The organism is Pedobacter frigidisoli (assembly GCF_032678525.1).
Lineage (GTDB): Bacteria > Bacteroidota > Bacteroidia > Sphingobacteriales > Sphingobacteriaceae > Pedobacter > Pedobacter frigidisoli_A.
On sequence record NZ_JAVTSE010000006.1, the window covers coordinates 61,150 to 85,540 of the forward strand.

At 40.2% G+C, this 24,391-nt stretch carries 21 protein-coding genes and 1 tRNA gene; 11 read left to right on the plus strand and 11 right to left on the minus strand.

Features of this window, described 5'->3' with window-relative positions:
• Positions 1-25: 25 nt before the first annotated feature.
• The 5 genes from R2Q80_RS16585 to R2Q80_RS16605 form a co-directional block, all read right to left on the minus strand.
• On the minus strand, positions 26-886 hold the full coding sequence (locus R2Q80_RS16585) for a hydroxymethylglutaryl-CoA lyase (RefSeq protein ID WP_316800674.1): 861 nt from the start codon (positions 884-886) through the stop codon (positions 26-28).
• 71 nt (positions 887-957) lie between these two features.
• Positions 958-2,262 (minus strand): NAD(P)/FAD-dependent oxidoreductase, encoded by a 1,305-nt coding sequence (locus R2Q80_RS16590; protein ID WP_316800675.1) that lies wholly within the window; start codon positions 2,260-2,262, stop codon positions 958-960.
• A gap of 190 nt (positions 2,263-2,452) precedes the next feature.
• Positions 2,453-5,434 (minus strand): protein translocase subunit SecDF, encoded by a 2,982-nt coding sequence (gene secDF / locus R2Q80_RS16595; RefSeq protein WP_316800676.1) that lies wholly within the window; start codon positions 5,432-5,434, stop codon positions 2,453-2,455.
• Between the two features lie 179 nt (positions 5,435-5,613).
• A complete protein-coding gene (locus tag R2Q80_RS16600) occupies positions 5,614-6,129 on the minus strand; it encodes a dihydrofolate reductase (RefSeq protein WP_316800677.1) in 516 nt (171 codons plus the stop codon).
• A gap of 30 nt (positions 6,130-6,159) precedes the next feature.
• A complete protein-coding gene (locus R2Q80_RS16605) occupies positions 6,160-6,954 on the minus strand; it encodes a thymidylate synthase (protein ID WP_316800678.1) in 795 nt (264 codons plus the stop codon).
• A 193-nt stretch (positions 6,955-7,147) separates the two neighbouring features.
• Here R2Q80_RS16605 and ispE point away from each other — a divergent pair, with 193 nt between their 5' ends.
• The 4 genes from ispE to R2Q80_RS16625 all read left to right on the plus strand — a co-directional run bounded on the left by ispE (position 7,148) and on the right by R2Q80_RS16625 (position 10,842).
• Complete coding sequence (ispE, locus tag R2Q80_RS16610) at positions 7,148-7,951, plus strand: 4-(cytidine 5'-diphospho)-2-C-methyl-D-erythritol kinase (protein ID WP_316800679.1); 804 nt, start codon at positions 7,148-7,150, stop codon at positions 7,949-7,951.
• An 84-nt stretch (positions 7,952-8,035) separates the two neighbouring features.
• The gene (locus tag R2Q80_RS16615) at positions 8,036-8,458 is read left to right on the plus strand and encodes an OsmC family protein (protein WP_316800680.1); all 423 of its coding nucleotides are present in this window, start codon (positions 8,036-8,038) and stop codon (positions 8,456-8,458) included.
• A gap of 103 nt (positions 8,459-8,561) precedes the next feature.
• A complete protein-coding gene (locus tag R2Q80_RS16620; RefSeq protein ID WP_316800681.1) occupies positions 8,562-9,728 on the plus strand; it encodes an O-succinylhomoserine sulfhydrylase in 1,167 nt (388 codons plus the stop codon).
• A 133-nt stretch (positions 9,729-9,861) separates the two neighbouring features.
• On the plus strand, positions 9,862-10,842 hold the full coding sequence (locus R2Q80_RS16625) for a glycoside hydrolase family 43 protein (protein ID WP_316800682.1): 981 nt from the start codon (positions 9,862-9,864) through the stop codon (positions 10,840-10,842).
• Here R2Q80_RS16625 and R2Q80_RS16630 read toward each other — a convergent pair.
• A complete protein-coding gene (locus tag R2Q80_RS16630) occupies positions 10,835-12,052 on the minus strand; it encodes an MFS transporter (RefSeq protein ID WP_316800683.1) in 1,218 nt (405 codons plus the stop codon). The two genes, R2Q80_RS16625 and R2Q80_RS16630, sit on opposite strands and share 8 nt — an antisense overlap.
• A 95-nt stretch (positions 12,053-12,147) precedes the next feature.
• Between R2Q80_RS16630 and R2Q80_RS16635 the strand changes: the two genes are divergently transcribed.
• Entirely contained in the window at positions 12,148-13,029 is an 882-nt protein-coding gene (locus tag R2Q80_RS16635) for a glycoside hydrolase family 25 protein (RefSeq protein WP_316800684.1), read from the plus strand.
• 35 nt (positions 13,030-13,064) lie between these two features.
• On the opposite strand, the gene R2Q80_RS16640 is transcribed toward R2Q80_RS16635, so the two are convergent.
• Positions 13,065-14,162 (minus strand): dipeptide epimerase, encoded by a 1,098-nt coding sequence (locus R2Q80_RS16640; RefSeq protein WP_316800685.1) that lies wholly within the window; start codon positions 14,160-14,162, stop codon positions 13,065-13,067.
• 156 nt (positions 14,163-14,318) lie between these two features.
• On the opposite strand from R2Q80_RS16640, the gene R2Q80_RS16645 reads away from it, so the two are divergent.
• Together R2Q80_RS16645 and R2Q80_RS16650 are read left to right on the plus strand one after the other, a co-directional pair.
• Positions 14,319-16,328, plus strand: coding sequence for a thioredoxin domain-containing protein (locus R2Q80_RS16645; RefSeq protein ID WP_316800686.1), 2,010 nt, complete (start codon positions 14,319-14,321; stop codon positions 16,326-16,328).
• A gap of 10 nt (positions 16,329-16,338) precedes the next feature.
• Positions 16,339-16,845 carry a peptidylprolyl isomerase gene (locus tag R2Q80_RS16650; protein WP_316800687.1) on the plus strand — a complete coding sequence of 169 codons (507 nt, stop codon included), beginning with the start codon at positions 16,339-16,341 and terminating at the stop codon, positions 16,843-16,845.
• A 132-nt stretch (positions 16,846-16,977) separates the two neighbouring features.
• Here the strand turns inward: R2Q80_RS16650 and R2Q80_RS16655 are convergent, their stop codons facing one another.
• The 4 genes from R2Q80_RS16655 to R2Q80_RS16670 all read right to left on the minus strand — a co-directional run bounded on the left by R2Q80_RS16655 (position 16,978) and on the right by R2Q80_RS16670 (position 21,450).
• Positions 16,978-18,279, minus strand: coding sequence for a hypothetical protein (locus tag R2Q80_RS16655; protein WP_316800688.1), 1,302 nt, complete (start codon positions 18,277-18,279; stop codon positions 16,978-16,980).
• Positions 18,272-18,775: an RNA polymerase sigma factor gene (locus R2Q80_RS16660; RefSeq protein WP_316800689.1), complete on the minus strand. Its 504-nt coding sequence runs from the start codon at positions 18,773-18,775 to the stop codon at positions 18,272-18,274. The genes R2Q80_RS16655 and R2Q80_RS16660 overlap by 8 nt, the downstream gene beginning before the upstream one ends.
• A 176-nt stretch (positions 18,776-18,951) precedes the next feature.
• A complete protein-coding gene (locus R2Q80_RS16665; RefSeq protein ID WP_316800690.1) occupies positions 18,952-19,659 on the minus strand; it encodes a DUF4397 domain-containing protein in 708 nt (235 codons plus the stop codon).
• Positions 19,660-19,827: 168 nt separating this feature from the next.
• Entirely contained in the window at positions 19,828-21,450 is a 1,623-nt protein-coding gene (locus R2Q80_RS16670; RefSeq protein WP_316800691.1) for an ABC-F family ATP-binding cassette domain-containing protein, read from the minus strand.
• Between the two features lie 117 nt (positions 21,451-21,567).
• Between R2Q80_RS16670 and R2Q80_RS16675 the strand changes: the two genes are divergently transcribed.
• The 4 genes from R2Q80_RS16675 (at position 21,568) to tig (ending at position 24,303) form a co-directional block, all read left to right on the plus strand.
• Positions 21,568-22,143, plus strand: a complete 576-nt coding sequence (locus tag R2Q80_RS16675; RefSeq protein WP_316800692.1) for a nitroreductase — start codon at positions 21,568-21,570, stop codon at positions 22,141-22,143.
• Positions 22,144-22,204: 61 nt separating this feature from the next.
• Positions 22,205-22,657 (plus strand): 3-oxoacyl-ACP synthase, encoded by a 453-nt coding sequence (locus tag R2Q80_RS16680; protein WP_316800693.1) that lies wholly within the window; start codon positions 22,205-22,207, stop codon positions 22,655-22,657.
• A gap of 146 nt (positions 22,658-22,803) precedes the next feature.
• A tRNA-Leu gene (locus tag R2Q80_RS16685) sits at positions 22,804-22,885 on the plus strand.
• Positions 22,886-22,956: 71 nt separating this feature from the next.
• The gene (gene tig / locus R2Q80_RS16690) at positions 22,957-24,303 is read left to right on the plus strand and encodes a trigger factor (protein WP_316800694.1); all 1,347 of its coding nucleotides are present in this window, start codon (positions 22,957-22,959) and stop codon (positions 24,301-24,303) included.
• The last annotated feature ends 88 nt before the right edge of the window (positions 24,304-24,391 follow it).

The following is a 24,391-nucleotide window of genomic DNA, read 5'->3' on the forward strand; positions in this document are numbered from 1 at the left end:
AGCTATGCAGTTTTAGCGTGAGAAATCAACCAAATATTTTTGTTGATAAAACCATTGCCTCGTGCCATTTTTCCATATTGAGATTCAAGTTTTCTCCTTTCGCTGTGAGGAAGGAGATTACCTCTTCGGTTGCAATATTTCCGGTGAGATCATCAGCTGCCATCGGACAGCCGCCAAAACCTTTTAAGGCAGCATCGATACGTTTCACTCCGGAGTGATATGCGGCTTCAATCTTTTTGAGGCGATCGGCAGGAGTGGCGTGCAGGTGAATACCTATTTCGATTCCCGGATGGTATGAAATCAGTTTAGGTAGAATTTCACTGATTTTCTCCGGAGTAGAGATACCCACAGTATCGGCAATCGATAAAACTTTAACTCCTTTACTCACCAGGGTTTCTGTCCATTGTTCTACAATCTCATAGTTCCATAGGTCGCCATAAGGATTTCCAAAACCCATTGAAAGGTAGACGACAGCGGTTTTATGGTTCTGGTCGCATAATGATAACATTCGCTCAACAGTATCTAAAGAAGCAGATATGCTGGAATTGGTATTACGCTGCTGGAAGGTTTCTGAAATGGAAAACGGGAAACCCAGGCAATTGATCTGTTCGTGTTGAACTGCAGCCTCTACACCTCTTAAATTGGCTACAATTGCAAGAAGTTTGGTAGAGGTATGGTTTAAATCAAGATTGGCCACCACCTCTGTGGTATCAGCCATCTGGGGAATAGCCTTTGGCGACACGAAACTACCAAAGTCAAGCGTGTCAAACCCAACCTGAAGCAATAAATTAATGTATTGTGCTTTTAATTCCGTTGGAACAAAATCATGAAGGCCCTGCATGGCATCACGAGAGCATTCAACCAGTTTAAATTTATTGTTACTCATAAAGCAGTTTGCTTGCTTAAATTTAGGACAGACAGGTTTTGCATGGGACTGTAAACTAACCAAGTCATCAGTTAAATCTCCTTTCTGTAGTCAACACTTCTGTCTTTTGCAAAAGTCCTGATGATTAAACGCGTTCCTCTATCGTAACTGAAGTAGCTCCAGAGCCAGTTAATAAACACGATAATCTTGTTTCTAAAGCCCACAAGAGTCATCAGGTGTACAAACATCCAGGTGAACCATGCAAATACGCCCTGGAAGCGTATTTTACCTATGTCGACTACCGCTTTATTTCTTCCAACGGTAGCCATCGAACCTTTGTCAAAATACCTGAACTTTTCTACCGCTTTCTTCTCATTGATATTGACTAAATTTTTAGCCAGGTGGTGCCCTTGCTGTATGGCTACAGGTGCTACTCCCGGATGTCCGTTAGGGGTTTCATCATCAATTATTGCCGCAACATCGCCAATAGCATATATATTCTGGTATCCAGCAACCAGGTTTTGTGTATCGGTTTTTAATCTTCCGCCACGTACCACTTCTGCCTTTTCCAGTCCTGCTAATACTTGCCCCTTAACACCTGCACTCCAGATTACCGTAGCGCTTAATATTGGTGGCTTATCCTGAAGCGTAAGTGTATGTCCGTCATAACCAAGTACCCTGGTTTCATTCATCACCTGAACCCCCATTTCGATCAGGAACTTCTTGGCATGTATTTGTGCCTGTGGCGACATTGGACCAAGGACTTCCGGAGAGTTCTCCACTAGATAAATGTTTACCTTACTCAAATCCATTTCGGGATAATCGTTAGGAATTACATGCTTTTTGAGCTCTGCAATTGCCCCTGAGGTTTCTACGCCAGTGGGTCCGCCACCTACAACAACAAAATTTAACAGGGCACTTTTTTTATCTGAATCGCTTTCAATTAACGATTTTTCGAAATTCTGTAATATCAGGCTTCTTAAATCGAGGGCTTCGGGAATCGATTTCATTGGCATCGAATTCGCTTCAATCTCTGTATTTCCGAAAAAGTTACTGGTAGAACCTGTAGCGATTACCAGGTAATCATAATGGATATCGCCAATATCAGTGTGGACACAATTCCCGGCAGGGTTTACTTCATTTACCTTGGTCACCCTGAAGATCAGGTTTTTTTGCCCCTTGAATATTTTGCGGAGTGGAAAGGCAATGGCTTCAGCCTCAAGTCCACCTGTTGCCACCTGGTAGAGCAGCGGTTGAAAAGTATGGTAGTTATGTTTATCTAACATCACCACCTGAAAAGGCTTATTCTTTAATCGTTTTGCTAACTCAATTCCTCCAAATCCACCTCCAACTATAAGTACTCTTGGGTATTTGCTTTCAGGAAGTTGTAAATCCATTATATATTGGTTTATCTGTTTGCTAAAGTAACAAAAAGATACCCAAATGGTTTAAATAACCGGAATTTTGAACATTCCATTATCTGGTTCAAAATGGAATTAACTTTGGTATGACGATTTCATCTGTGCTTAAAGCAAAAAAACGCCCCGATAAATCGAGGCGTTTTTAAATCATACTGAATATGGATTCTTATTTTTTCTCTTCCGAACTGCCCAGGTCAATTACAATAGGAGTAGAGATACATAATGATGAATAAGTACCGATGATACGGCCGATTAACAAGGCGAAGATAAATCCGCGGATGCTATCTCCACCGAATATGAAGATTACCAATAATACGAAGAATACTGATAATGAAGTTAGGATCGTACGACTCAAAGTACTGTTCAATGCGAAGTTGATTAAGTTGTTACGTTCTTCACCATGTAAATCGCTTTTACCGGCTTCTTTCAAACGCTCACGGATACGGTCGAATACAACTACGGTTTCCGTCATCGTGTAACCCATTACCGTTAAGATTGCTGCAATGAAATCCTGACCAATTTCAAGTGAGAATGGTAGTACGCCATCTAAAATAGTATAGAAAGATAAAACCATCAAAACGTCATGGAATAGTGCGATTACCGCACCTAAACCATACTGCCATTTTTTAAACTGGATTACGATATACACGAACATGAACAAACAAGAGATCAACACCGCGTAGAAAGCACCGTTAACGATATCGCTCGCGATAATAGGCGTTACTTTTTGGGAGCTTACAATCTCATATTTAGAACCTGCCAAACCTTTATTCAAAGCGTCTTCAACAACTTTATCAGTTTTAACATCCTGATCTTCGATTTGGTAAGTAGTCGTGATTTTCAACTGACCGTCTTCACCTGCAGTTTTAACCTCAGGCGTTTCATTACCGAAAACAGGTGTCAATTTAGATCTTACTTCTTCAGTTGTAACCGGGTTCTGGAAGTGAACCAGATAAGTTCTGCCTCCTTTAAAATCTACACCCAGGTTTAAACCACCATTTTTGAAGTACATACCAATACCGGCAATAATGATAATGCTGGAAATGATATAGTAAATTTTACGACGGCCAACAAAGTTGAAAGCCAGGTTTTTGAATGCATTACGGGTTAAGCTGTTGTCAAAAGAGATTTCAACTTTACGATCCAACATCGACTGGAATACCACTCTTGAGATCAATACAGCTGCAAATAATGAAGAAAGGATACCGATACACAGCGTAGTTGCAAAACCCTGAACCGGGCCACTTCCGAAGAAGTATAGAATTGCACCTAAAATAAATACCGTTACGTTTGAATCGATAATCGACGGCATTGCATGTTTGAAACCTTCTTTAATTGCAGCAGGTGTAGCTTTACCCAGGGCAAGCTCTTCACGTACACGTTCAAAAATAAGGATATTTGCATCCACCGATAAACCGATAGTTAGCACGATACCTGCGATACCAGGTAATGTTAAAACAGCACCAAGCGATACCAATATACCGATGATGAAGAACAAGTTAACCAACAAAGCGAAATTCGCAACCCAACCGGCACGGTGATAATATAATGCCATGAAGATTAAGATTACGATAAAGGCAATTACGAAGGAGATTAAACCATCGTGAATAGCCTGTGCACCAAGGGTAGGACCTACTATGTAGCTACCGGCAATACGTGCAGGAGCAGGTAATTTACCAGCTTTTAATATGTTTGATAAATCTTTGGTATCAGTTTGTGTAAAGTTACCAGTAATAGATGAAACACCACCAGCGATTTCATTCTGTACCGTTGGCGCAGAATAAACCATGTTATCTAACACAATAGCGATAGATTTTTTATTGTTTGCATCAGCTGCAGCTTCCGCAGTAATTTTTTTCCATTTCGCAGAACCTTCGCTGGTCATGTACATCGTTACTTCTGGTTTGCCTTTCTGATCAAAATCAGCACGTGAATCGCTGATTGCTTCGCCACCTAAATCAGGTTTACCATCTGCGCTAAGCACTTTAATGGCGTATAATTCAAAAATTTTAGAGCCTTCTCTAGGTTTAACGCTCCACATAAATTTCATCGATGATGGAATAGATGCAGCAACTTCAGGCATTTTAAGGTAGGCATTAACTTTAGCAGTATCTTTCTGTAGAGACATACCTACTACAGCACCAGGAATTAACTGCTGCTGGCCGTTTTCGCCCTGATAAATGGGTAAGTTCAGCACCGCATACAAAGGGTTAGATTTTGCCAGTTCGGCTCTAACCGCTGTAGAATCTTTTTTACCTAAATTAGCCAGTTTACCACCCTTAGCAGCAGAGTCGGTTTTGGCTTTTCCTTCTAAACCAGCAAGTTTGCCACCAGCAGCAGGAGCTGCAGTAGTATCAGTGCTTGCAGGTGTATTTGATTTTAAAGTAGCCGCTAATGTTTTATTGATGTTTTCTAACAATGGAACAACTTCCTGAACCTGGTATACCTGCCAGAATTGCAATTCAGCAGAACCCTGAAGTAATTTAGCCATGCGTTCTTTATCCTGAACACCTGGCATTTCAATTAAGATCCGGTTACTTCCTTCTTGTTTTTGAATGTTTGGACTAACAACGCCTGAACCGTCGATACGGGAACGCAGAACAGTTTCAGAACGGTCAATTGCACTGGTTGCTTCTTTTTCTAAGAAAGATTCAACCTCGCTATTGCTTGCATTTGGTTTTAACTGCGAAGCATTATTCTGATTAGAGAAAAAATCTGCAAGTTTAACGCCCGGACTCAACTTTTCGAATTCATCAACAAAAATCTTGATGTAATCTTTTCCACCTGCGTTTAACTGGATCTGTGCATTTTGAACAGCTTTGTTGAAATTGGCATCTGTAGGGTTACCCGCTAAAGATTTAACCAGTTCAGCTAACGATATCTCCATCGTTACGTTCATACCGCCTTTTAAGTCGAGACCTAAGTTAATTTCTTTCGATTTTACCTCGCTGTAAGTAAATCCAACAACTGGATAAACTTTCTCAGTACTCATCGAATCTAAATAAGCCTTCTCTTTGGCTGCATCACCTTTCGCATAGTTTTTTGCGTCTTTCTCTATTTTGTTTGCTACCAAAGTAAAAGAAAGTGCATACGCACAAACGATAGCTAAAACTATCGCTATAAACTTAATAAAACCTTTTCCTTGCATTGTTTGTTTAAAATAATTTGTCTTTCGCTGTTTTTTAACAAGTCGGCAAATCTAATTAAATTTTTAAATTATAGAACCCCCTTATTGATAATTTATTAAGAATAATTTTTAACAACGAATTATCGGAAGAGAATTGATCCGATTATGGTGTTTTCTTCATTAACGATCGCCAGACAATCTTAAAGTTTCTTGCTTTTTAACACCTCAAATGTATAATTGTATTTGTTTTTTTCATCAGCTTGATGGGTTTCGGTGCTGATTACCTGCCATTCTGTTCTGTCGATTTCCGGGAAAAAGGTATCAGCATCGAAAGTATGGTGGATAGTGGTGAGGTACAGGGTGTCTGTTTTGGGTAAGGCCTGACGATAGATTTCAGCACCACCAACTATAAATACTGGTTTTTCCTCATTTCTGGTTAAGTTGAGTGCTTCATCGAGGCTGTGTACCACTTCAACCTGATCAATATTCAGTTCACGATCCCGTGTAATTACAATATTCCTGCGGTTTGGTAAAGGTTTTCCCACCGACTCGAAGGTTTTACGTCCCATGATCACTGTGTGACCGCTGGTGGTTTGCTTGAAAAATTTCAGGTCGGCCGGCATGTGCCATAGCAGCTGATTGTTTTTTCCTATTTCAAAGTTCTCTCCTGTGGCAACGGCAATACAAAGCGAAGCGCTTTTTTGTTTATTAGTCATTTACTATTCTATTATCTCAAACAAATGATATTACACTGCAACAACACCCTTTATATGTGGATGTGGCTCATAATTTTCCAGCGTAAAATCATCAAATTTAAAGTCAAAAATGCTTTTCACATCCGGGTTAATCTTCATAGTTGGAAGGGGTTTTGGTGCTCTGCTCAACTGTAAATGAGCCTGCTCAATGTGGTTATTATAAAGGTGGGCATCACCTAAAGTATGTACAAAATCACCAGCTTCAAGTCCGCAAACCTGAGCAACCATCATGGTTAATAAAGCGTATGATGCAATGTTGAACGGAACACCCAGGAAGATGTCTGCACTGCGCTGGTAGAGCTGACAACTTAATTTTCCATCAGCTACATAAAACTGAAAAAATGCGTGGCAGGGGGGAAGTGCCATATTTTCTATTTCAGCAACGTTCCATGCAGAAACAATGATTCTGCGTGAATCGGGGTTGTTTTTTATGGTATTGATGATATTGGTGATCTGATCAATATGCTGACCATCGGGCGTAGGCCAGCTCCTCCACTGCGAACCATATACGGGCCCCAGGTTTCCATCTTCATCAGCCCATTCGTCCCAAATCCGGACACCATTATCTTTCAGGTATTTGATGTTGGTATCGCCTGTTAAAAACCATATCAGTTCGTGAATGATAGATTTTAAATGCAGCTTTTTAGTCGTCACCATCGGAAAGCCTTCCTGTAAGTTAAACCGCATCTGGTAGCCAAAAACACTGATGGTTCCTGTACCTGTACGGTCGTGTTTCTGTGCACCATTATCCAGCACGTGCTGCATTAAATCTAAGTATTGTTTCATATTTTCCTAACCCGTTCAGGGGCATTCCAATTGTAAATAATATTGTTTACAAATATCTAAAATTAATCAAATTGAATAGTCATTAGTTTTCTACAATTCTGTTTTTTAAACATTTTGTATGTTTGTATCAGTACTAGGTTTGAATTTGAGGAATCTCAGATCTCAAATCGCACATTTCAAATCTGAACTCTGAATGTTATCCTACCCAAATGCAAAAATAAACCTCGGTCTTTATATTACCGAAAAGCGGTCAGATGGTTATCACAACCTGGAAACTGTTTTTTATCCGGTTAATATTAAAGATGTAGTCGAAATTACCGATGCTGAGTTTAGTTCATGCAAAATACATGGAATTGAAATTCCCGGTGATGCCAATGATAATCTGTGCATTAAAGCATACGAGCTAATAAAAAAAGACTTCGATATTCCAGCACAAGAGATTCATCTTTTCAAGAACATTCCGGTGGGAGCAGGTTTAGGGGGAGGGTCTGCTGACTGTGCCTTCCTGATTAAATTGTTAAACGATAAATTTGATCTGCATTTATCAGTTGAACGGATGCAGCAATACGCCCGGCAGCTCGGTGCAGACTGTGCTTTTTTCATTGAAAACAAGCCAGTATATGCTTTTAATAAAGGGGATGATTTTGAACATTGTGGAGTTGATTTGTCAGATTACTTTAAAGTTTTGGTAAAACCACCTGTACACGTAAGTACGGCCGATGCCTACGCCCTCGTAAAACCAAAAAAGCCTTTGCAATCCTTAAAAGAAATCATACATTTGCCACTAACAACATGGAAAAATAAGGTTATCAACGATTTCGAGCCATCGGTATTCGCTAAATATCCCCAAATTCATCAAATAAAAACCAGTTTATATAATGCAGGCGCATCTTTTGCTTTAATGAGTGGAAGTGGTTCGTCGGTATTTGCAATTTTCAATAATCCCGTTAAATTGCCGGAACTGGAGAAAGACAATTTAGTTTATTACGATATTTAAAAGAGCTGAAAGGTAAGCAGAAAGGCATAGGTAAAATCTCTCCTGAAGCCTGACACTTACTTCTCGATACTGATGACTAACAACATGAACATTAATCTGATCCGCAAAAGCGGAAAATTTAATTTTGAGGCAGAAAACGAGAGCGGTTTCACTGTCGAACTGGATGCAAAAGCCGCTATTGGGGGAGAAGGTAAAGGCTTCAGACCTATGGAAATGCTCCTGGTAGGTCTTGGCGGATGCAGTGGGATAGATATGGTAAACATATTAACCAAGCAGAAGGAAGTGATTGATGACATCAGCATTTCAATTAATGCGACCCGGAAAGACGAGGAGATGCCTCCGATTTTTGATGTGATCAATATCAATTTCCAACTTTCCGGAAATTTAAGTGCTGCAAAAGTAGAACGTGCACTATCCATGACTTTTGATAAATACTGCTCAGTTTCCAATATTCTGGGCCGTTCGGCAACAATTAACTTTACTTATGAAATAAAGGGTAGCAAGTAGTAGGTATCAGGTAGCAAGACACGTTCCTGATATTAAACAACAAATCTTTATACCTGATACTGAGATATTGACACTCAATACCCAAATCCTGATATTAACAACAATGAAATCCGAAAATTTTGAAACCATAGCTATACGCACTCAAGCCGAACGCAGTTTACACAAAGAGCATTCTGCACCAATTTACCTTACATCGAGCTATAAGTTTGATGATGCTGAAGAAATGCGGGCGCTTTTTGCCAATGAGAAAGAAGGAAATGTGTATAGCCGGTATGCGAATCCGAATACATCAGAATTTATTGAAAAAATGTGTTTGCTGGAAGGAGCCGAAGATGGCTTCGCCACGGCTACAGGAATGGCAGCAATTTTTACCACATTTGCGGCATTTCTAAAGGCAGGCGACCATATTGTTTCCAGCCGCTCTGTTTTCGGTTCAACACATCAGTTGCTGACCAATGTGTTTTCTAAATGGGGCGTCACTTTTGATTATGCAGATTTAGACAAACCCGAGGATTGGGAAGGCCTGATTAAGCCCAACACAAAAATGATTTTTGTGGAAACGCCATCAAACCCGGGTATAGATATTATTGATCTTGAATACTTGGGCAATCTGGCAAAAAAACACAATCAGCTTTTAGTTGTGGATAATTGTTTTGCAACGCCATACCTCCAGCAGCCACTTAAATTAGGTGCACACATTTCAATCCACTCAGCAACTAAATATATTGATGGACAGGGACGTGTACTGGGGGGTGTTATTTTAGGCAGTAAAGAATTGATTGCGGAGGTAGTGGCTTTTGCCCGTCACAGCGGACCGTCACTTTCGCCATTCAACGCGTGGATCCTATCAAAAAGTCTGGAAACGTTGGCTGTACGTATGGATCGTCACTGCGAAAATGCTTTAAAAGTTGCTGAATATTTAGAACAGCACCCAAAAATTAAGCTGGTAAAATATCCTTTTCTACCATCTCATCCGCAGTATGAAATTGCCAGAAAGCAAATGAAACAAGGTGGCGGTATTGTTACCATCGTTGTCGAGGGCGGGGTTAAAGGTGCCAGCCAGTTCATGGATAGACTGAAGATTTTTTCGATCTCAGCCAACCTGGCCGATACCCGTTCTATTGCAACGCACCCGGCAACAAGTACCCACAGTAAGTTAAGTGAGGAGGAAAGAAATATTGTAGGTATTGAACAGGGCTCTATCCGTTTATCCATTGGGCTGGAGCACATTAACGATATTCTTGCTGATATTGAGCAGGCACTGGCCTAAAAATAAATCAGGCGGTAAACGAGCTGTTGCTTCGTTTACCGCATTATGCATTCTCCCTTAAAATAAATCAGCTGATTCCATCTTTGGAAAACATTCAGTTTTTTTAGACCGGTTTTTTTTCTAAATTGTGGGCATGAAATACATCTTATCATCTCTTTTACTTCTGGCTGGAATTCATTCTTTTGCTCAAAGTACTAAAACGATTAATCAATCCGGGAATCCAATATTCCCAGGCTGGTATGCTGATCCTGAAGCTGCTGTTTTCAATCATCAATACTGGGTTTATCCAACCTACTCAGCGAAGTATAAAGAGCAGGTGTTTATAGACGCTTTTTCATCTGACGACCTGGTTAAATGGAAAAAGCATCCACATGTATTAGATACGGCGGCGGTGAAATGGGCCAATAAGGCCATGTGGGCACCAGCAATAGTTCAAAAAGATAAAAAATACTATTTGTTTTTTGGAGCCAACGATATTCAAAGTGATAACGATGTAGGTGGAATAGGGGTTGCCGTAGCTGATCGGCCAGAGGGACCGTACAAAGATCATTTGGGTAAACCTTTGGTTGATAAGTTTCACAATGGTGCACAACCCATTGATCAGTTCGTTTTTAAAGATAAAGACGGACAGTACTATCTGATTTATGGTGGCTGGAAACATTGCAACATCGCTAAATTAAATAACGATTTTACCGGCTTTGTTCCATATCCTGACGGTTCAGTCTTTAAAGAGATTACCCCTGATAATTATGTTGAGGGGCCATACATGTTCATCAAAAACGGTAAATACTACTTTATGTGGAGTGAAGGTGGCTGGACGGGTCCTGATTATTCCGTTGCTTATGCCGTGAGCGATTCGCCGTTCGGACCCTTCAAAAGAGTGGGGAAAATTTTACAGCAGGATCCAACTATCGCACGGGGAGCCGGCCATCATTCGTTAATTATTAATGAGAAAAAGAACAAATATTATATTGTCTATCACCGGCGCCCGCTAACTGAAACAGATGGAAATCACCGTGAAACCTGTATTGATGAAATGAAATTTGATGCAGATGGTAAGATCCTTCCTGTTAAAATTACGAAAGAAGGCGTAAAAGCGCAGAAGTTTAAGTAATTGTTTCTGGATTTGCCTTACCCAGCAGGCGAAAACCCAATGCACATAATAATAAAATACCGGCTATAACTGCCCACAGGCAGTTGTAGCCAAAATGTTTGGCAATAAAAAAGCCAGATACCGGGCCCGATACCTGCGCTACCGACCAGCTTAAAGTATAACCTGCTGCATAAAGCCCCCGGTTGTGGGCATTACTTCTGCTGATCACAACCGTGTTGATAAAAGGAAGTACAAACATTTCTCCAATGGTGAAAATCACAACCGTTAGGATGGCCATGGCAATATGTAAGCCGAAAGGGATGCTCAAAATCAAATAGGACAAGGCAAATAAAACCGCTCCGATAACGATAAAGAAAATAGCCGGTTTTCTATTTTCAATCTGATTAATCATTACCATTTCAAACAACGCGATAATTGCACCGTTAAGCCCCATAATTACACCAATAGCAGCTTCATTAATACGCCATTGATCTTTAAAAAACACCGGTACCACCCTAAACATCAAAAACGCCGAGGTAATAAATACGGTTGTGATCAAAATAAATTTAATGTAAAAAGCATCTTGCCAGGGTTTTTGCACCACCAGGCTTGCACGTGTTTCTTTGGCCTTTTTCATAAACCCCTTAACCTGCGGTAGCGATAGCATGATAGATATGCCCACCAGAATGCTCACGCTGCCTTCAACCACAAAGAGGAGCTTATAATTAATAGAGGCGATAATTCCTGCCAGACTTATTCCTACCGACCAGCCGATGTTTGTTGCCAGGCGGTTTAGAGAATACGACCGTGTGGTTGTACCATCTTTTGCATAATGCGCAACAGCGGTAAAGTTGGCAGGCCGGAAAGCTTCAGAGAAAAAACTGATGACGACCGATAATATACATAATGTTGAAAAATGATCTATAGTGGAGAATAGGATGAAAAGTAATCCACCGATTATTGATGATAATATTTGAACAGGTCTGAAACCAATCATGTCGGTTAATTTCCCCCCGGTAAGCGATCCAAGTATGGAACCGATTCCAAACAGGGTAATGATTAATCCGGCATCTGTTTCAGAATGGTGCAGGCTCTGAGTAACATATAAGCCCATAAACGGTACGGCCATACTGCCACAACGGTTAAACATCATCACAATGCTCAACAGCCAGGTCTCCTTACTCAGGCCACTGAAGGAAGATCTATAGGTGTTAAGGATGAGTTTAAGCATGATATTATTTGGGATGTAAAAATAAGGAAAGAGAAGGATGATGAGAAGTTTTTATTTCACTGGTTTTTCTCCAACTTTGCATCATCGAAAAAGATATGCCGCCAGAGAAAAAAAAACCAGTTGTTCGCAAACCCGTTGTCCGGAAAACCAGCCAAAGCAAATCACCTCAAAGGAAAAAGAAGGTGACACCTGTTTCTGTAGGTTTAAAAGTTGCAATTGCCGGTCTACTCCTCATTCTGCTTTCTCCGTTTTATTACGGTTACATCCTGAATGGCTTTGTTTCTACCTGGCGCTGGATGCGCGACTGGGGGCAGGACCCCAATTACCGTACTTATGAAAGTTTTAACATTAAAATTCCACGCAAGTATAGCATTCATGGGATCGATGTATCCTATTACCAGGGAAAAATAAACTGGCCTTTAGTAAAGGAGATGAAAGAAGATGAAGTGAAGATTAGCTTTGCTTTTATCAAAGCAACTGAAGGCTTGCTGCAAGTCGATCCTTATTTTCAAAGAAATTGGCGTGAAGCCCCAAAAGCAGGTATTGTGTGTGGTGCCTATCACTTTTTTCGCCCAAAAAAGAGTGGTAAAGCACAAGCTAAGTTCTTCTTGCAGGTTGTACACATTGAAAAAGGTGATTTGCCTCCTGTTGTAGATATTGAAACGCTGGATGGTGTGTCGCCGCTGAGGATGCGGTTGGAACTCTCAGACTTTCTAACCTATGTAGAGATGAAAACGAAAGTGAGGCCAATTATATATACCGGTTTGAAGTTTTATGAAGATTACCTGGAAGATAAACTGGATGAATATCCGCTTTGGATTGCGCATTATTACCAGCCTAAATTAAGGCTGGCTGAGGGTAAATGGAAATTCTGGCAACATTCTGATAAAGCCAAAATAAACGGTATCGGACATGTGGTCGATTTTAATGCCTTCAGTGGAGATAGTACGAAGCTGGCCGGTATGTTGGTTAAATAAGCCGCCCTTTGGCTTCCCTTTTTGGGACCTGAAGCTTATACTGTCCAGCTTTCACATTTCTCTAAAAAGAATTCATCGGCTTCGGCACCGATTCCGGGTTCGTCGGGAACATCAAGAAAATAACCATCGTAAGTAAGCCCCCCAAATGCAGGATCCACCAGATGACCTAACAGCGCGGTATCCAGGTCGAAAAACTCTACATTCGGACTAGCCAGTGCAAAATGAAGATTTGCACTCAATGCTATCCTGCTCTCCAGCATGCTGCCAATCATGCATTTTATACCGGTTTGCAATGCTTCCTCATGTATTTTCTGCGCTTCTAAAATCCCTCCTGATTTAGAAAATTTAATGTTCAGGTAGGTTGTAGACTGACTGTTGATCAGTTTTCGTGCATCGTGGTGGTTGTAACAACTTTCATCGGCCATTAATTTAATCGGTGAATTAACATTCAGTTCAGGAAGTTTATCATCATACCAGGTGCGCATAGGTTGTTCACAGAATTCAATATTGTATTTTTCAAGTGCGCCCAGGGCAAATAAGGCGTCGTCAAAACTCCATCCCTGATTGGCATCAAGGCGTAACGTAATTTCATCACCAACCGCTTCCCTGATATGCTTTACCCTTTCAATGTCCTCATGCACTTTTTTGCCCAGTTTAATTTTCAGTATCCTGCAACCCTGTTCTTTATACTTTAATGCAGTTTTGGCCATCCCTTCCGGAGCATCAATCCCTATGGTCATATCTGTTTCGATAGTTCTTTTTGAACCACCAAGAAATTTGTACAGTGGCAAACCCGCATGCTTCGCCGAAATATCAAATAATGCCATATCAAATGCGCTCTTGATGGTATTGTTATGGTCTGCGTAGCCCAACAAATCGTTCATCCGCTCGGGAATTTCAAGGGGGTCTTTGCCTTTGATAATTGCTGCAAAATCTTTTGCCATGGCTATACAGGTTTCCTGTGTTTCGCCCACAATCATCGGAAAGGCCGAACATTCGCCAATTCCATGAATGCCGCTGTCAGTATAGATTCTTATTAATACGTTCTGAGCGAAATGCATGGTGCCGGTTGCAATTACAAAAGGTTCCATTGGTATGCTGAACCGGTATATTTCCGTATGGGTAATTTTCATTTTTTAAGCTTGTGGATAGATTTATGCTTCGCGTAATCAGATTTGTATCTAAAGTATAAAAACAAAAACTAAATAGAAACAGCTTTGTAGATTATTAATAAATTTACAGTCTATTAAATTTCATCATAACCCTTTTAAACATCATACCTCCGCACCATGTCAGAGCCAAACAGTTTGATTCACGCCTCATCGCCATACCTTTTACAACATGCCTATAACCCGGTGGAATGGCATGAATGGGGCCCTGAGGCACTGGAGAAGGCAAAAGCAGAAAACAAGCTCATTTTGGTGAGCATTGGATACTCGGCATGCCATTGGTGCCATGTAATGGAGCGGGAAAGTTTCGAAAATCATGAAGTAGCAGAGGTGATGAACCGTAACTATGTATGCATAAAAGTAGACCGGGAAGAGCGTCCGGATATCGATCAGATTTACATGTATGCCATTCAGCTGATGACGGGAAGCGGGGGCTGGCCTTTAAACTGCATTTGCCTGCCCGACCAGCGGCCGGTTTATGGGGGCACTTATTTCCGGAAAAGTGATTGGATTAATATTCTGGAGAATGTGGCTAAACTTTGGTCGCATGAGCCTGAAAAAGCGCTGCAATATGCTGACCGGCTTACTGCAGGAATTAAGGAGAGCGAAACAATTATTCCAGGTCAGGGTACGGCAGCATATACAGATGTAAATCTGACCAACATTGTTGAACCCTGGAAACGGCACTTTGACATCGGACTGGGAGGATATAATCGTGCACCAAAATTTCCTCTGCCTAACAACTGGGTATTTCTGCTTCGCTATGGTTTTCTAAAAAATGAACAATCTGTTTTTACGGCTGTTTGCCATACGCTTGAAGAAATGAGCAGAGGTGGTATTTACGACCAGATAGGAGGTGGTTTTGCCAGATACTCGGTCGATGATCGCTGGCATGTTCCGCATTTTGAGAAAATGCTATATGACAATGCTCAGCTGATCAGCCTTTATGCTGAAGCTTATCAGTGCACGCGTTTTGATTCTTTCAAACAAATTGTGACTGAAAGTATTTCATGGGTATTTAATGAAATGACATCGGCAGAGGGTTTGTTTTATTCCGCATTGGATGCTGATAGTGAAGGGGTAGAGGGTAAATTCTACATATGGCAAAAGGAAGAATTTGATCTTATCCTGGGCGAAGATGCGCAGCTGATTGGAGAATACTACAATATTACGGAAGAGGGAAACTGGGAAGAAGAGCAGGCTAATATTCTGAGAAAAACCATCGAAGATGATTTGATTATAGCAAAATATGGTATTAGTCCTGAAGTTCTCTATGATAAAGTTCAGGTAGCTAAGCGAAAGTTACTGGAGGTTAGGAATAAGCGGGTACGGCCAGGGCTGGACGATAAGTGTTTAACTGCCTGGAACGGTATGATGATTAAAGCATTGGCCGATGTTGCGCAGATCTTAAATCACGAAGAATATTACCAAAAAGCAAAAACGGCAACTAGTTTTATTTTAAGCAATTTAAAACAGAAAAATGGTGGCTTATACCGCAATTTCAAAAATGGAAAGGCATCAATAACTGCATTTTTGGACGACTATGCCTTTTTAATAGAAGCCTTGATTGCACTTTATGAATACGATTTTGAAGAGGGATGGCTCGATGATGCAAAGGTGTTAACAGATTATGTTCTTGGTAACTTTACTGATGCTACATCGCCTATGTTTTTTTACACCTCTGCAGAAAGTGAAAGTTTAATTGCCCGGAAACACGAGGTAATGGATAATGTTATACCTGCCTCCAATTCTGTTATGGCTATCAACCTGAAAAAACTCGGACTTTTATTTGATGAGGAAACATATACTGAAAAGGCGGCGGAAATGCTGGCCGCGATTGAACCGAAAATAAAAAGTTATGGATCTGCCTATTCGAATTGGGCTATTCAGTTGCTAAATGAAATTTGTGGTATCAACGAAATTGCCATTACAGGGGTGGAAGCCGGAGCCATAAAAATGGAGCTAAGTAACCACTATATTCCAAATAAAATTACATTGGGGGGAACAAAAAGTAACCTGCCGCTGTTAAAAGGTAAGCAAAGCAATGAAACAAAAGTTTATATTTGCCGAAATAAAGTATGCCAGTTGCCGGTGAAAACTGTTGAGGAAGCATTAGCGTATTTACATTAAAAAAATCTGAATGAATATTTCACCAAACTCAGTAGTTGCATTAACTTATGAATTGCATACTACTAACGAAGAAGGACAACAAGTTTTTGTTGAAAAAGCTGATGAGCAAAATCCTTTAGTATTTTTATATGGCGTAGGCATGATGTTGCCTAAATTTGAAGACCATTTAGCTGGTTTAAAAACTGGTGACGAATATGGATTTGAATTATCTGCAGCTGATGGTTACGGAGAAATTGATCCGGGTGCTTTTGCAGATTTACCGAAAACAATGTTTACCGAAGCAGGTGGCGAAGTTCCTGCAGTGGGAGATGTTATTCCCTTGCAAGACAATAACGGTAACCAGTTCAGAGCTGGCGTAACCGCAGTTCACGATGAATCTGTTGCTGTTGATTTAAATCACCCTATGGCAGGTAAAAACTTATTGTTTAGCGGAATAATCCTTAATGTTCGTGAAGCTACTCAAGATGAGTTGGCTCACGGACATGCGCACGGAGCGGATGGCCATTCAGGTCACTAGTCATAAGCGTTTTAAAATCCCTGGTTTATAATTATTGTAAACTATATAACAAAGGCCTCAAATATCAATTTGAGGCCTTTGTATTTTAGGGCTACGTAAAACATCTGAGTACATTACTACTGCATCTTAGTACTAAAAATCTAACTTTAACCTTAAACCACCATTGGTTAGGTTTAAATTGTCCTTAGAAAAAGTTTTCATTGGTACCCGTAAAAAAGGCTCGACTGCAAAGCTTTTCTTGCCTGCAATTTTTTGCTTATATCCGAGTGAAAAATTATAAAAGCCAATGTATTTGTCTGTAACCGATGTCGACTCAGTCTGTTGCTCGGAGACACGTTCTGTCACAATCAGCATTTTCTGTTCAGAATAGCCCAGGGTATTGGCGACAGTGGTATTTTGGGTATTACTTACCAGGTAATTATTATTTTGTTTATTGTTCAAAATGGCAAGTGCCGAGACCCCAACGCCCGTATAAATCTTCTTACTAATGCTGTATTTAAGTTCCAATGGGATATTGATGCCGTTTAATACAGCATTTACTGACTCGAGGTTTTTAGATGAAGTACTATAGGCTGATGATTTTGAACTTAGGCTGGCAGCGGCCGGTGCATCATTCATTACACTACTGTTTGATAAAGAAGTGCCGCTCGTACTGCTTAATGCTGCGTAGGCAATTCCTGAATTAAGTGATAGCTTATCGTTTACCCGATAAGATAAAGAGAAACCATAATTCATATTCACCTTATTATCGTTACCCATCGATGGGGCAACATATACTCCAGGTTCCCATTTATCGCGGCTTTTTGTTACCTCATTTTTTACCAGCCTGTTATTATAGCTATCCCGTTCCAACAGCTGCTCAAAAGTAACTTTCTTCGAAGCGGCTTGCTTCCTGCCGTTTGAAATTTGCATATTCAAATCCGCAGGAGTTACCGCTATTCTGTTTGAGTAGACGGTACCGGTGAGTTGGGAAGGATGAATTAAATCATCATTGCCGATGTTGCCCGATAAGCTTGCTTGTTCGGTGGCCCCTGTAAATAAACTATTCTCATTTTTAGATAAAGCCGGGTTTAGGGCGATCCTTATATCCCGCTCACTGGTTTGGGTATGAGCATGCTTCGGTGTAGCGTGACCTAAAGCGTCTTCGGGCTGGTTTAATGTCTTGTTTTTGGTATAGTTAGGCTTATTGTTATCCGGCTTCTGGTTTTTTACAATACTGTCTTGATGATTCGTTTTATTGTTTTGTAAGAAAAAGATACCAGCCAATACCAAAATTATGGCTGCTGCAGACCATAACGGCCAATAGAAGAAACCTCTTCGCTTCTTATCCTCCTGCGCGGCAAATCGCTCCCATGCCCCGGGAGTATATACCTCTTCATGCGAAGCAAGTTTATTTTTGATATGGTCAATTAATTCTTTATCCATTTTACTCATAGGAACTAACCAGTGTTTTTAAATATAGTGCCCGAAGTTTATTCTTTGCCCTTGTTAAGTAAACCCTGCTTGAGCTTTCAGGTATGTTCATCATTTTAGAAATCTCATCATGGGCAAATCCTTCGATTTCGTATAGGTTAAAAACGAGTCTGTGCGTGTCGGGCAATTCGTTCAGCAATTTCAAAATATCCTGTACATGTAAATCAGAAGCTATCGAAGCCTGACCAACCGGATGTTCATCTTCAGAAAGGTCATCAACGTACGAATGGTTTTTCAATGTACGTAACTTGTCTATCGCAGTTCTTGATGCAATTTTCGCAATCCACCCTTTAAAAGTTTTTGATAGTTCTGTCGTTTCTTTTGGGGGCTGAAAGCTTTCGATATTTTTAAATATCTTTATAAAACAGTCATTCACAAGCTCTTCGCCATCATAACTGTTGTTTACATAACGTAAAATAATGCCCATTAAATAGCCATAAAATGATTTATACATCATTTCTTTACAGCTGTTATCGTTGTTTTTGCAGCCCTTTATAATTTCCTCAACACTGAGTATTTTTTTTATCAACCTTGCGGACTTAGTAAAGATTAGTTTATTTGCTATGCAAATTTAATGAAAATGACACCATCTTGTTATCGAAGATGATGTCAGATTCGTTTCATATGTAGGTGTTATTTGTTCGTTAGTATTGCCAGGCCAAATTTTGTGCTATCCGTTGCGCTTTTTAAGCCTTTAGCCCATAGGGTGTAAATTTTACCTGCCTCGATTTTAGTGGATGGTAGGGTAGCGGTTACGCTATTACCTTCTTTAATTTGAAAAGTATAGCCAGCGGAAGGATCAATTGAAACAAATGTAGAAGCTTCTTTATATGCTTTTGCAGTAACGAGGGCTGTTGCCGTTCCGTCGATTGCCAAATCCAGTGCAGGTGCATCAGGGCTTAAGTTAATGAAACGGATTTTAGCTTTTCCAGTTGCCGGGGCAGTCAGATCATCCTGTACAATTAAGATTTTTGGAGCAGGAAGTAAGTCGACTACAAATGCTGAATAGAAGATTCCTGATTGAAGGGCAACACTGGAAGTAGTGAGGTATTTGGTAGAATCTTTTTTTGTTACACCAAATAACCTGGTACCCGGGTAAGCACCAAAATAACCAAGGTCTTTGGTATAGGTGAAATCTTTACTGTTCGCCTTCTGGTTGTCTACGATAAAATCAAGCGCACCTGTACCCGGCGATGCGTGTACAAATCCAATACCGGCAACTGTGACTGAATCTGAATAATCTCCCCAATCTTTTTTACATGCAGAAAGAAATAGTGTTATTGCAAAGAGGGCGCATATAATTTTCGTTGTCTTGCTAAAGTTTTTCAGAGTAGTTTTCATTTTAATGTTTTAAATCAATTTTTGTGATAAAATTGGTTAATGGCCATTAACGCTTTTTCTGATAAAACGATTAAGGTATTGGAAACGCTACAGCATCCTGAGAATTTTATGGAAATAAAAAAGCCGCATGGTTAAATGCGGCTCTTCGGTGTGTTCAATAGCAATTATCTAAGCATACATTTCTTCACGCAGCTTGGCTACATCAGCATTGTTAATGTATTCGTCGTACGTCATCAGTTTATCTATTGTACCTTTTGGGGTAACTTCGATGATGCGGTTGGCAACGGTTTCTGTTAACTGGTGATCTCGTGAGGTGAATAGAATTGCCCCTTTAAAATCTTTCATACCGTTGTTTAGTGCCTCAATTGATTCCAGGTCAAGGTGGTTGGTAGGTTCATCGAACATTAACAAATTAGCTTGCTGCAGCATCATTCTGGAGAACATACAACGCATTTTTTCGCCTCCTGAAAGCACTTTAACATTTTTCAATACTTCTTCTCCTGAGAACAACATCCGGCCTAAAAAGCTGCGAACAAATTGCTCGTCAGCATCAGTTCCGGAATATTCCCGAAGCCAGTCAACCAGGTTCTCATCTTTACCAGCAAAATATTCAGAGTTATCATTTGGAATATCAGCCGTGCTGATGGTAACGCCCCATTTAAACTCACCTTTGTCGGCAGGGGTTCTGCCCGTCAACACATCGTAAAATGCTGCGGTAGCTAAACTGTTTTGAGATAATATGGCAATTTTATCGCCTTTATTTACCATAAAGGTAACCTTATCGAATAAAATACCATCATTACCTGATTTACCAAGATTTTCAACCTGAAGAATCTGATCACCAGCTTCACGACCTGTGTTGTTGAAAATAATGGCAGGATATTTACGGCTCGATGCTTTAATTTCAGTGATATCGATTTTATCCAAGGCTTTTTTACGCGAAGTAGCCTGTTTTGATTTAGAAGCGTTGGCGCTAAACCTGCGGATAAACTCCTGCAGCTCCTTCACTTTATCTTCCATCTTTTTGTTCTGGTCGCTACGTTGTTTCAATGCCAGCTGGCTTGATTCGTACCAGAAAGTGTAGTTACCCGTATAGATGCTCATTTTTGCGAAATCGATATCTACAATATGCGTACAAACTGCATCTAAAAAGTGCCTGTCGTGAGATACAACCAACACAATGTTCTGATAATCTGCCAGGAAGTTTTCCAGCCAGGCAATGGTTTCAATATCCAGATCGTTGGTAGGCTCATCCAGTAATAAAATATCAGGATTACCGAAAAGCGCCTGCGCAAGCAATACGCGTACTTTTTGCGTATTATCCAGCTCCTTCAATAACTTATAGTGATTATCTTCAGTTATTCCCAAATTGCTCAGCATGGTAGCAGCATTGCTTTCCATGTTCCAGCCATCCATTTCAGCAAAAAGGTTTTCCAGTTCACCGGCACGTTCGCCGTCTTTCTCTGAGAAATCCTCTTTCATGTAAATGGCATCTTTCTCTTTCATGATGGCATAAAGTTCTTTATGGCCGATCATCACCGTTTCCAATACCGTAAACTCATCAAATTCGTAATGGTTCTGCTTTAAAACAGCCATTCTTTCACCTGGAGTAAACGCTACGCTACCTGAAGTTTGGTTTACCTCTCCCGAAAGGATTTTCAGGAAAGTGGATTTACCCGCACCATTGGCGCCGATCACGCCATAGCAGTTGCCTTGCGTAAACTTTAAGTTAACATCCTCAAATAATGTGCGCTTGCCGTATCTTAACGATAAATTAGAAACTGAAATCATGCTTTTATTAAATAAGCCGCAAAGATAAGGTTTCTAATTCATCATTCGAAACGCTATTTCAACGTCAAATCTTTTCATTTCCCTTTTAATTTTTATGCTTTTAGCTACTTTTACCAAATGAGTACAGCATATGAAACGATAGTTAAAGTGATAAAAGAACGGCGCAGTATTTTTCCTGCCAGCTATATTAAAAAGGAAATCCCCGTTGAAGTAATCAATCAGATTTTAGAAACCGCTAATTACGCGCCTACACATAAGTTAACCCAACCCTGGCGTTTTACCGTAATCAGAAAAGGAGCGTTGGCGAAATTGGGTGAAGAACTGGGAAAGCTTTATAAAGAACTGGTTTCGCCGCAAAACTTCCTTCAGAAAAAATACGACAGTTTTGCAGAAAAGACCGATCAGGCAGATTGTATCATTGCAATCAATATGGCGGTAAGCGGTAAAATTCCCGAATGGGAAGAGCTTGCTGCAGTTTCATGCGCAGTGCAAAACATGGCGCTTACAGCGGAAAGTTTGAAAGTCGGAGCCTACTGGAGTTCCCCTCCCTTAATCGATGGATTAGGCGAATTTCTGGGTCTGAAAGCAAATGAAAAATGCATAGGTTTGTTCTATATGGGTTATCACAATGAGCAGCCATGGAAGTCAAACCGCACTTCGATTGAAGAAAAGGTAACCTGGATCGAAGGTTAATTGATTCACCTTAATTGTACCTGACTTTACTATTATCCATCTTAATTTTTTGTTAATTCATATGTCTATTTCAAAGTCTCAGCTTTACGAGTTGTGTTTAACCTTCATTCAAAATCGCATTGAAAATATTGAATACTCCTTGCAGCAGGCCCGGCAGGCTTCGAACGATGATACCAAGAGCAGTGCGGGTGATAAGTATGAAACTACCCGGGAAATGATGCAGCAGGAAATGGACCGGAATAATAAATTGCTTTACGAAGCTGGTCAGCAGAAAATAGCGTTGCAGCAGGTGGAAAAAGCAGAAGGCTTCGAAAAGATTAAAAACGGTAGTTTAGTCATAACCTCTGAAGGTAGTTTTTACATTAGCATAAGCGCTGGTGAACTAACTGTTGATGGTGAAAAAGTTTTCGCCATTTCACAGGCATCCCCGATAGGGAGGGTGTTGATTGGTAAAGAAAAAGGAGAAAGCTTCAAATTTAACGGTAAAGATTATCTGATTGAAACCGTAATGTAAAGCAATGATTCCTGGAATGTTAAATTTTTCTGCTTAAAAATTAGGTAGTTAGCGGGGGCGGGCTGAAAAAATTGAAAAAATATTGGATATAGCTTTTGATTATTCAATCTGGTTTCTATCTTTGCAGTCCTTACAACATCCTAACTGCGGAAGTGGCGTAATTGGTAGCCGCACCAGACTTAGGATCTGGCGCTTCACGGCGTGGGGGTTCGAGTCCCTTCTTCCGCACAACAAGATAAAGGCCGTTTCGATTTAAAAATCGGAACGGTTTTGTTTTTAAAAACAACATTCACAAAGAAATGAATATTACACAGGAAAAAACCGGCAACTTAAATGCTGTTGTAAAAATCAAAATCGCACCTGCTGATTATAGTGCAAAAGTTGAAAAGGCTATTAAAGACCAGGCTAAAAAAGCACAATTACCTGGTTTCCGTAAAGGAATGGTTCCTGCTGGCCACATTAAAAAAATGTACGGTAAAAGTATCCTGGTAGAAGAGGTAAACAATTTATTAAACGATACTTTATCTAACTACATTGCCGAGCAAAAATTAGAAATACTAGGCCAGCCATTGCCAACAATGGATAACGAACGTGAGTTTAACTGGGATTACACTGATGAGTTTGAGTTTGACTATGAGTTAGGCTTAGCGCCTGCTTTTGATGTTAACATTTCATCTAAAGATAAATTTACTGAATACGTTGTTAAAGCTGATGAAAAAACTTTAGAAGAGCGTGTTAAAAATATCCGTCGCAGCTACGGCAAAATGACAAATCCTGAAGTTGCGGCCGAAGGTGATGTTTTATATGCTGAACTGGTACAGTTGGGCGCCGACGGAACTGTTTTTGAAGGTGGAATTTCCAATACAGCAACCATTCGTTTAGATCTGATCAAAGACAAGAAAGTACTTAAATCTTTGGTTGGTTTAAAAAAGGATGATGTAGTAACGATCGATGTTCAGAAAACTTTTGAAGATGCCTCGGCTATCGCTAAAGCACTTAATATTTCTGAAGAAGATGCTGCTGAACTGAAGTCAGAATTCCAGTTAACTGTTAAAAACGTTAACCGTTTAGAGGAATCTGATTTAAATCAGGAGTTTTTTGATAAATTATTCGGAGAGGGTACTGTAACCGACGAAGCTGGTTTCAGAACTAAAATTCAGGAAGAAGTTGAAGGTATGTTTAAACAGGATGCCGAACGTAAACTATCTAACGATATTTATGAAGAACTTTTAAAGAAACATACTCTTGAATTACCTGATGAGTTTTTACGTCGCTGGTTAAAAGCTACTAATGAAAAACTTACTGATGAGGAATTAGCTGAAGGTTATGATGACTTTGCTAAAAACTTAAGATGGACGTTGATCGAAAACAAAATCATCAAGGATAACAGCATCGAAATTAAATATGAGGATGTAGTTCAGGCTGCTAAAGCTAAACTAGACGCGCAGTTCAGAATGTATAGTCCTACTCCGCTGCCTGAAGATCAGTTAGCTCAATATGCTGTACAGTTCTTACAGGAAAAAGAGAATGCTAACCGTACTTTCGAAGAGGTAAAAGCTTTAAAAACTTTCGAATACATCAAATCGATCGTGACCTTAGAGCCAAAAGACATCGACTACGATAAGTTCGTGGAACTGGCGAAATAATTTCAACAGTCAAATGATGCAAATATAAGGTAAGAGCAGTTCCACGGAGCTGCTCTTACTGTATATAACCATGCTATATTGGCAGTGA

What these genes read in the sequence shown, in the direction of transcription:
- R2Q80_RS16605 (WP_316800678.1), bottom strand. Translation starts at nt 6,954, where the DNA reads ATGAAACAATACTTAGATTTAATGCAGCACGTGCTGGATAATGGTGCA.
- R2Q80_RS16600 (WP_316800677.1), bottom strand. Translation starts at nt 6,129, where the DNA reads ATGACTAATAAACAAAAAAGCGCTTCGCTTTGTATTGCCGTTGCCACA.
- R2Q80_RS16660 (WP_316800689.1), bottom strand. Translation starts at nt 18,775, where the DNA reads ATGATGTATAAATCATTTTATGGCTATTTAATGGGCATTATTTTACGT.
- R2Q80_RS16650 (WP_316800687.1), top strand. Translation starts at nt 16,339, where the DNA reads ATGAATATTTCACCAAACTCAGTAGTTGCATTAACTTATGAATTGCAT.
- R2Q80_RS16655 (WP_316800688.1), bottom strand. Translation starts at nt 18,279, where the DNA reads ATGAGTAAAATGGATAAAGAATTAATTGACCATATCAAAAATAAACTT.
- R2Q80_RS16675 (WP_316800692.1), top strand. Translation starts at nt 21,568, where the DNA reads ATGAGTACAGCATATGAAACGATAGTTAAAGTGATAAAAGAACGGCGC.
- R2Q80_RS16590 (WP_316800675.1), bottom strand. Translation starts at nt 2,262, where the DNA reads ATGGATTTACAACTTCCTGAAAGCAAATACCCAAGAGTACTTATAGTT.
- R2Q80_RS16670 (WP_316800691.1), bottom strand. Translation starts at nt 21,450, where the DNA reads ATGATTTCAGTTTCTAATTTATCGTTAAGATACGGCAAGCGCACATTA.
- R2Q80_RS16630 (WP_316800683.1), bottom strand. Translation starts at nt 12,052, where the DNA reads ATGCTTAAACTCATCCTTAACACCTATAGATCTTCCTTCAGTGGCCTG.
- ispE (WP_316800679.1), top strand. Translation starts at nt 7,148, where the DNA reads ATGTTATCCTACCCAAATGCAAAAATAAACCTCGGTCTTTATATTACC.
- R2Q80_RS16640 (WP_316800685.1), bottom strand. Translation starts at nt 14,162, where the DNA reads ATGAAAATTACCCATACGGAAATATACCGGTTCAGCATACCAATGGAA.
- R2Q80_RS16635 (WP_316800684.1), top strand. Translation starts at nt 12,148, where the DNA reads ATGCCGCCAGAGAAAAAAAAACCAGTTGTTCGCAAACCCGTTGTCCGG.
- R2Q80_RS16585 (WP_316800674.1), bottom strand. Translation starts at nt 886, where the DNA reads ATGAGTAACAATAAATTTAAACTGGTTGAATGCTCTCGTGATGCCATG.
- R2Q80_RS16625 (WP_316800682.1), top strand. Translation starts at nt 9,862, where the DNA reads ATGAAATACATCTTATCATCTCTTTTACTTCTGGCTGGAATTCATTCT.
- R2Q80_RS16665 (WP_316800690.1), bottom strand. Translation starts at nt 19,659, where the DNA reads ATGAAAACTACTCTGAAAAACTTTAGCAAGACAACGAAAATTATATGC.
- secDF (WP_316800676.1), bottom strand. Translation starts at nt 5,434, where the DNA reads ATGCAAGGAAAAGGTTTTATTAAGTTTATAGCGATAGTTTTAGCTATC.
- R2Q80_RS16615 (WP_316800680.1), top strand. Translation starts at nt 8,036, where the DNA reads ATGAACATTAATCTGATCCGCAAAAGCGGAAAATTTAATTTTGAGGCA.
- R2Q80_RS16645 (WP_316800686.1), top strand. Translation starts at nt 14,319, where the DNA reads ATGTCAGAGCCAAACAGTTTGATTCACGCCTCATCGCCATACCTTTTA.
- tig (WP_316800694.1), top strand. Translation starts at nt 22,957, where the DNA reads ATGAATATTACACAGGAAAAAACCGGCAACTTAAATGCTGTTGTAAAA.
- R2Q80_RS16680 (WP_316800693.1), top strand. Translation starts at nt 22,205, where the DNA reads ATGTCTATTTCAAAGTCTCAGCTTTACGAGTTGTGTTTAACCTTCATT.
- R2Q80_RS16620 (WP_316800681.1), top strand. Translation starts at nt 8,562, where the DNA reads ATGAAATCCGAAAATTTTGAAACCATAGCTATACGCACTCAAGCCGAA.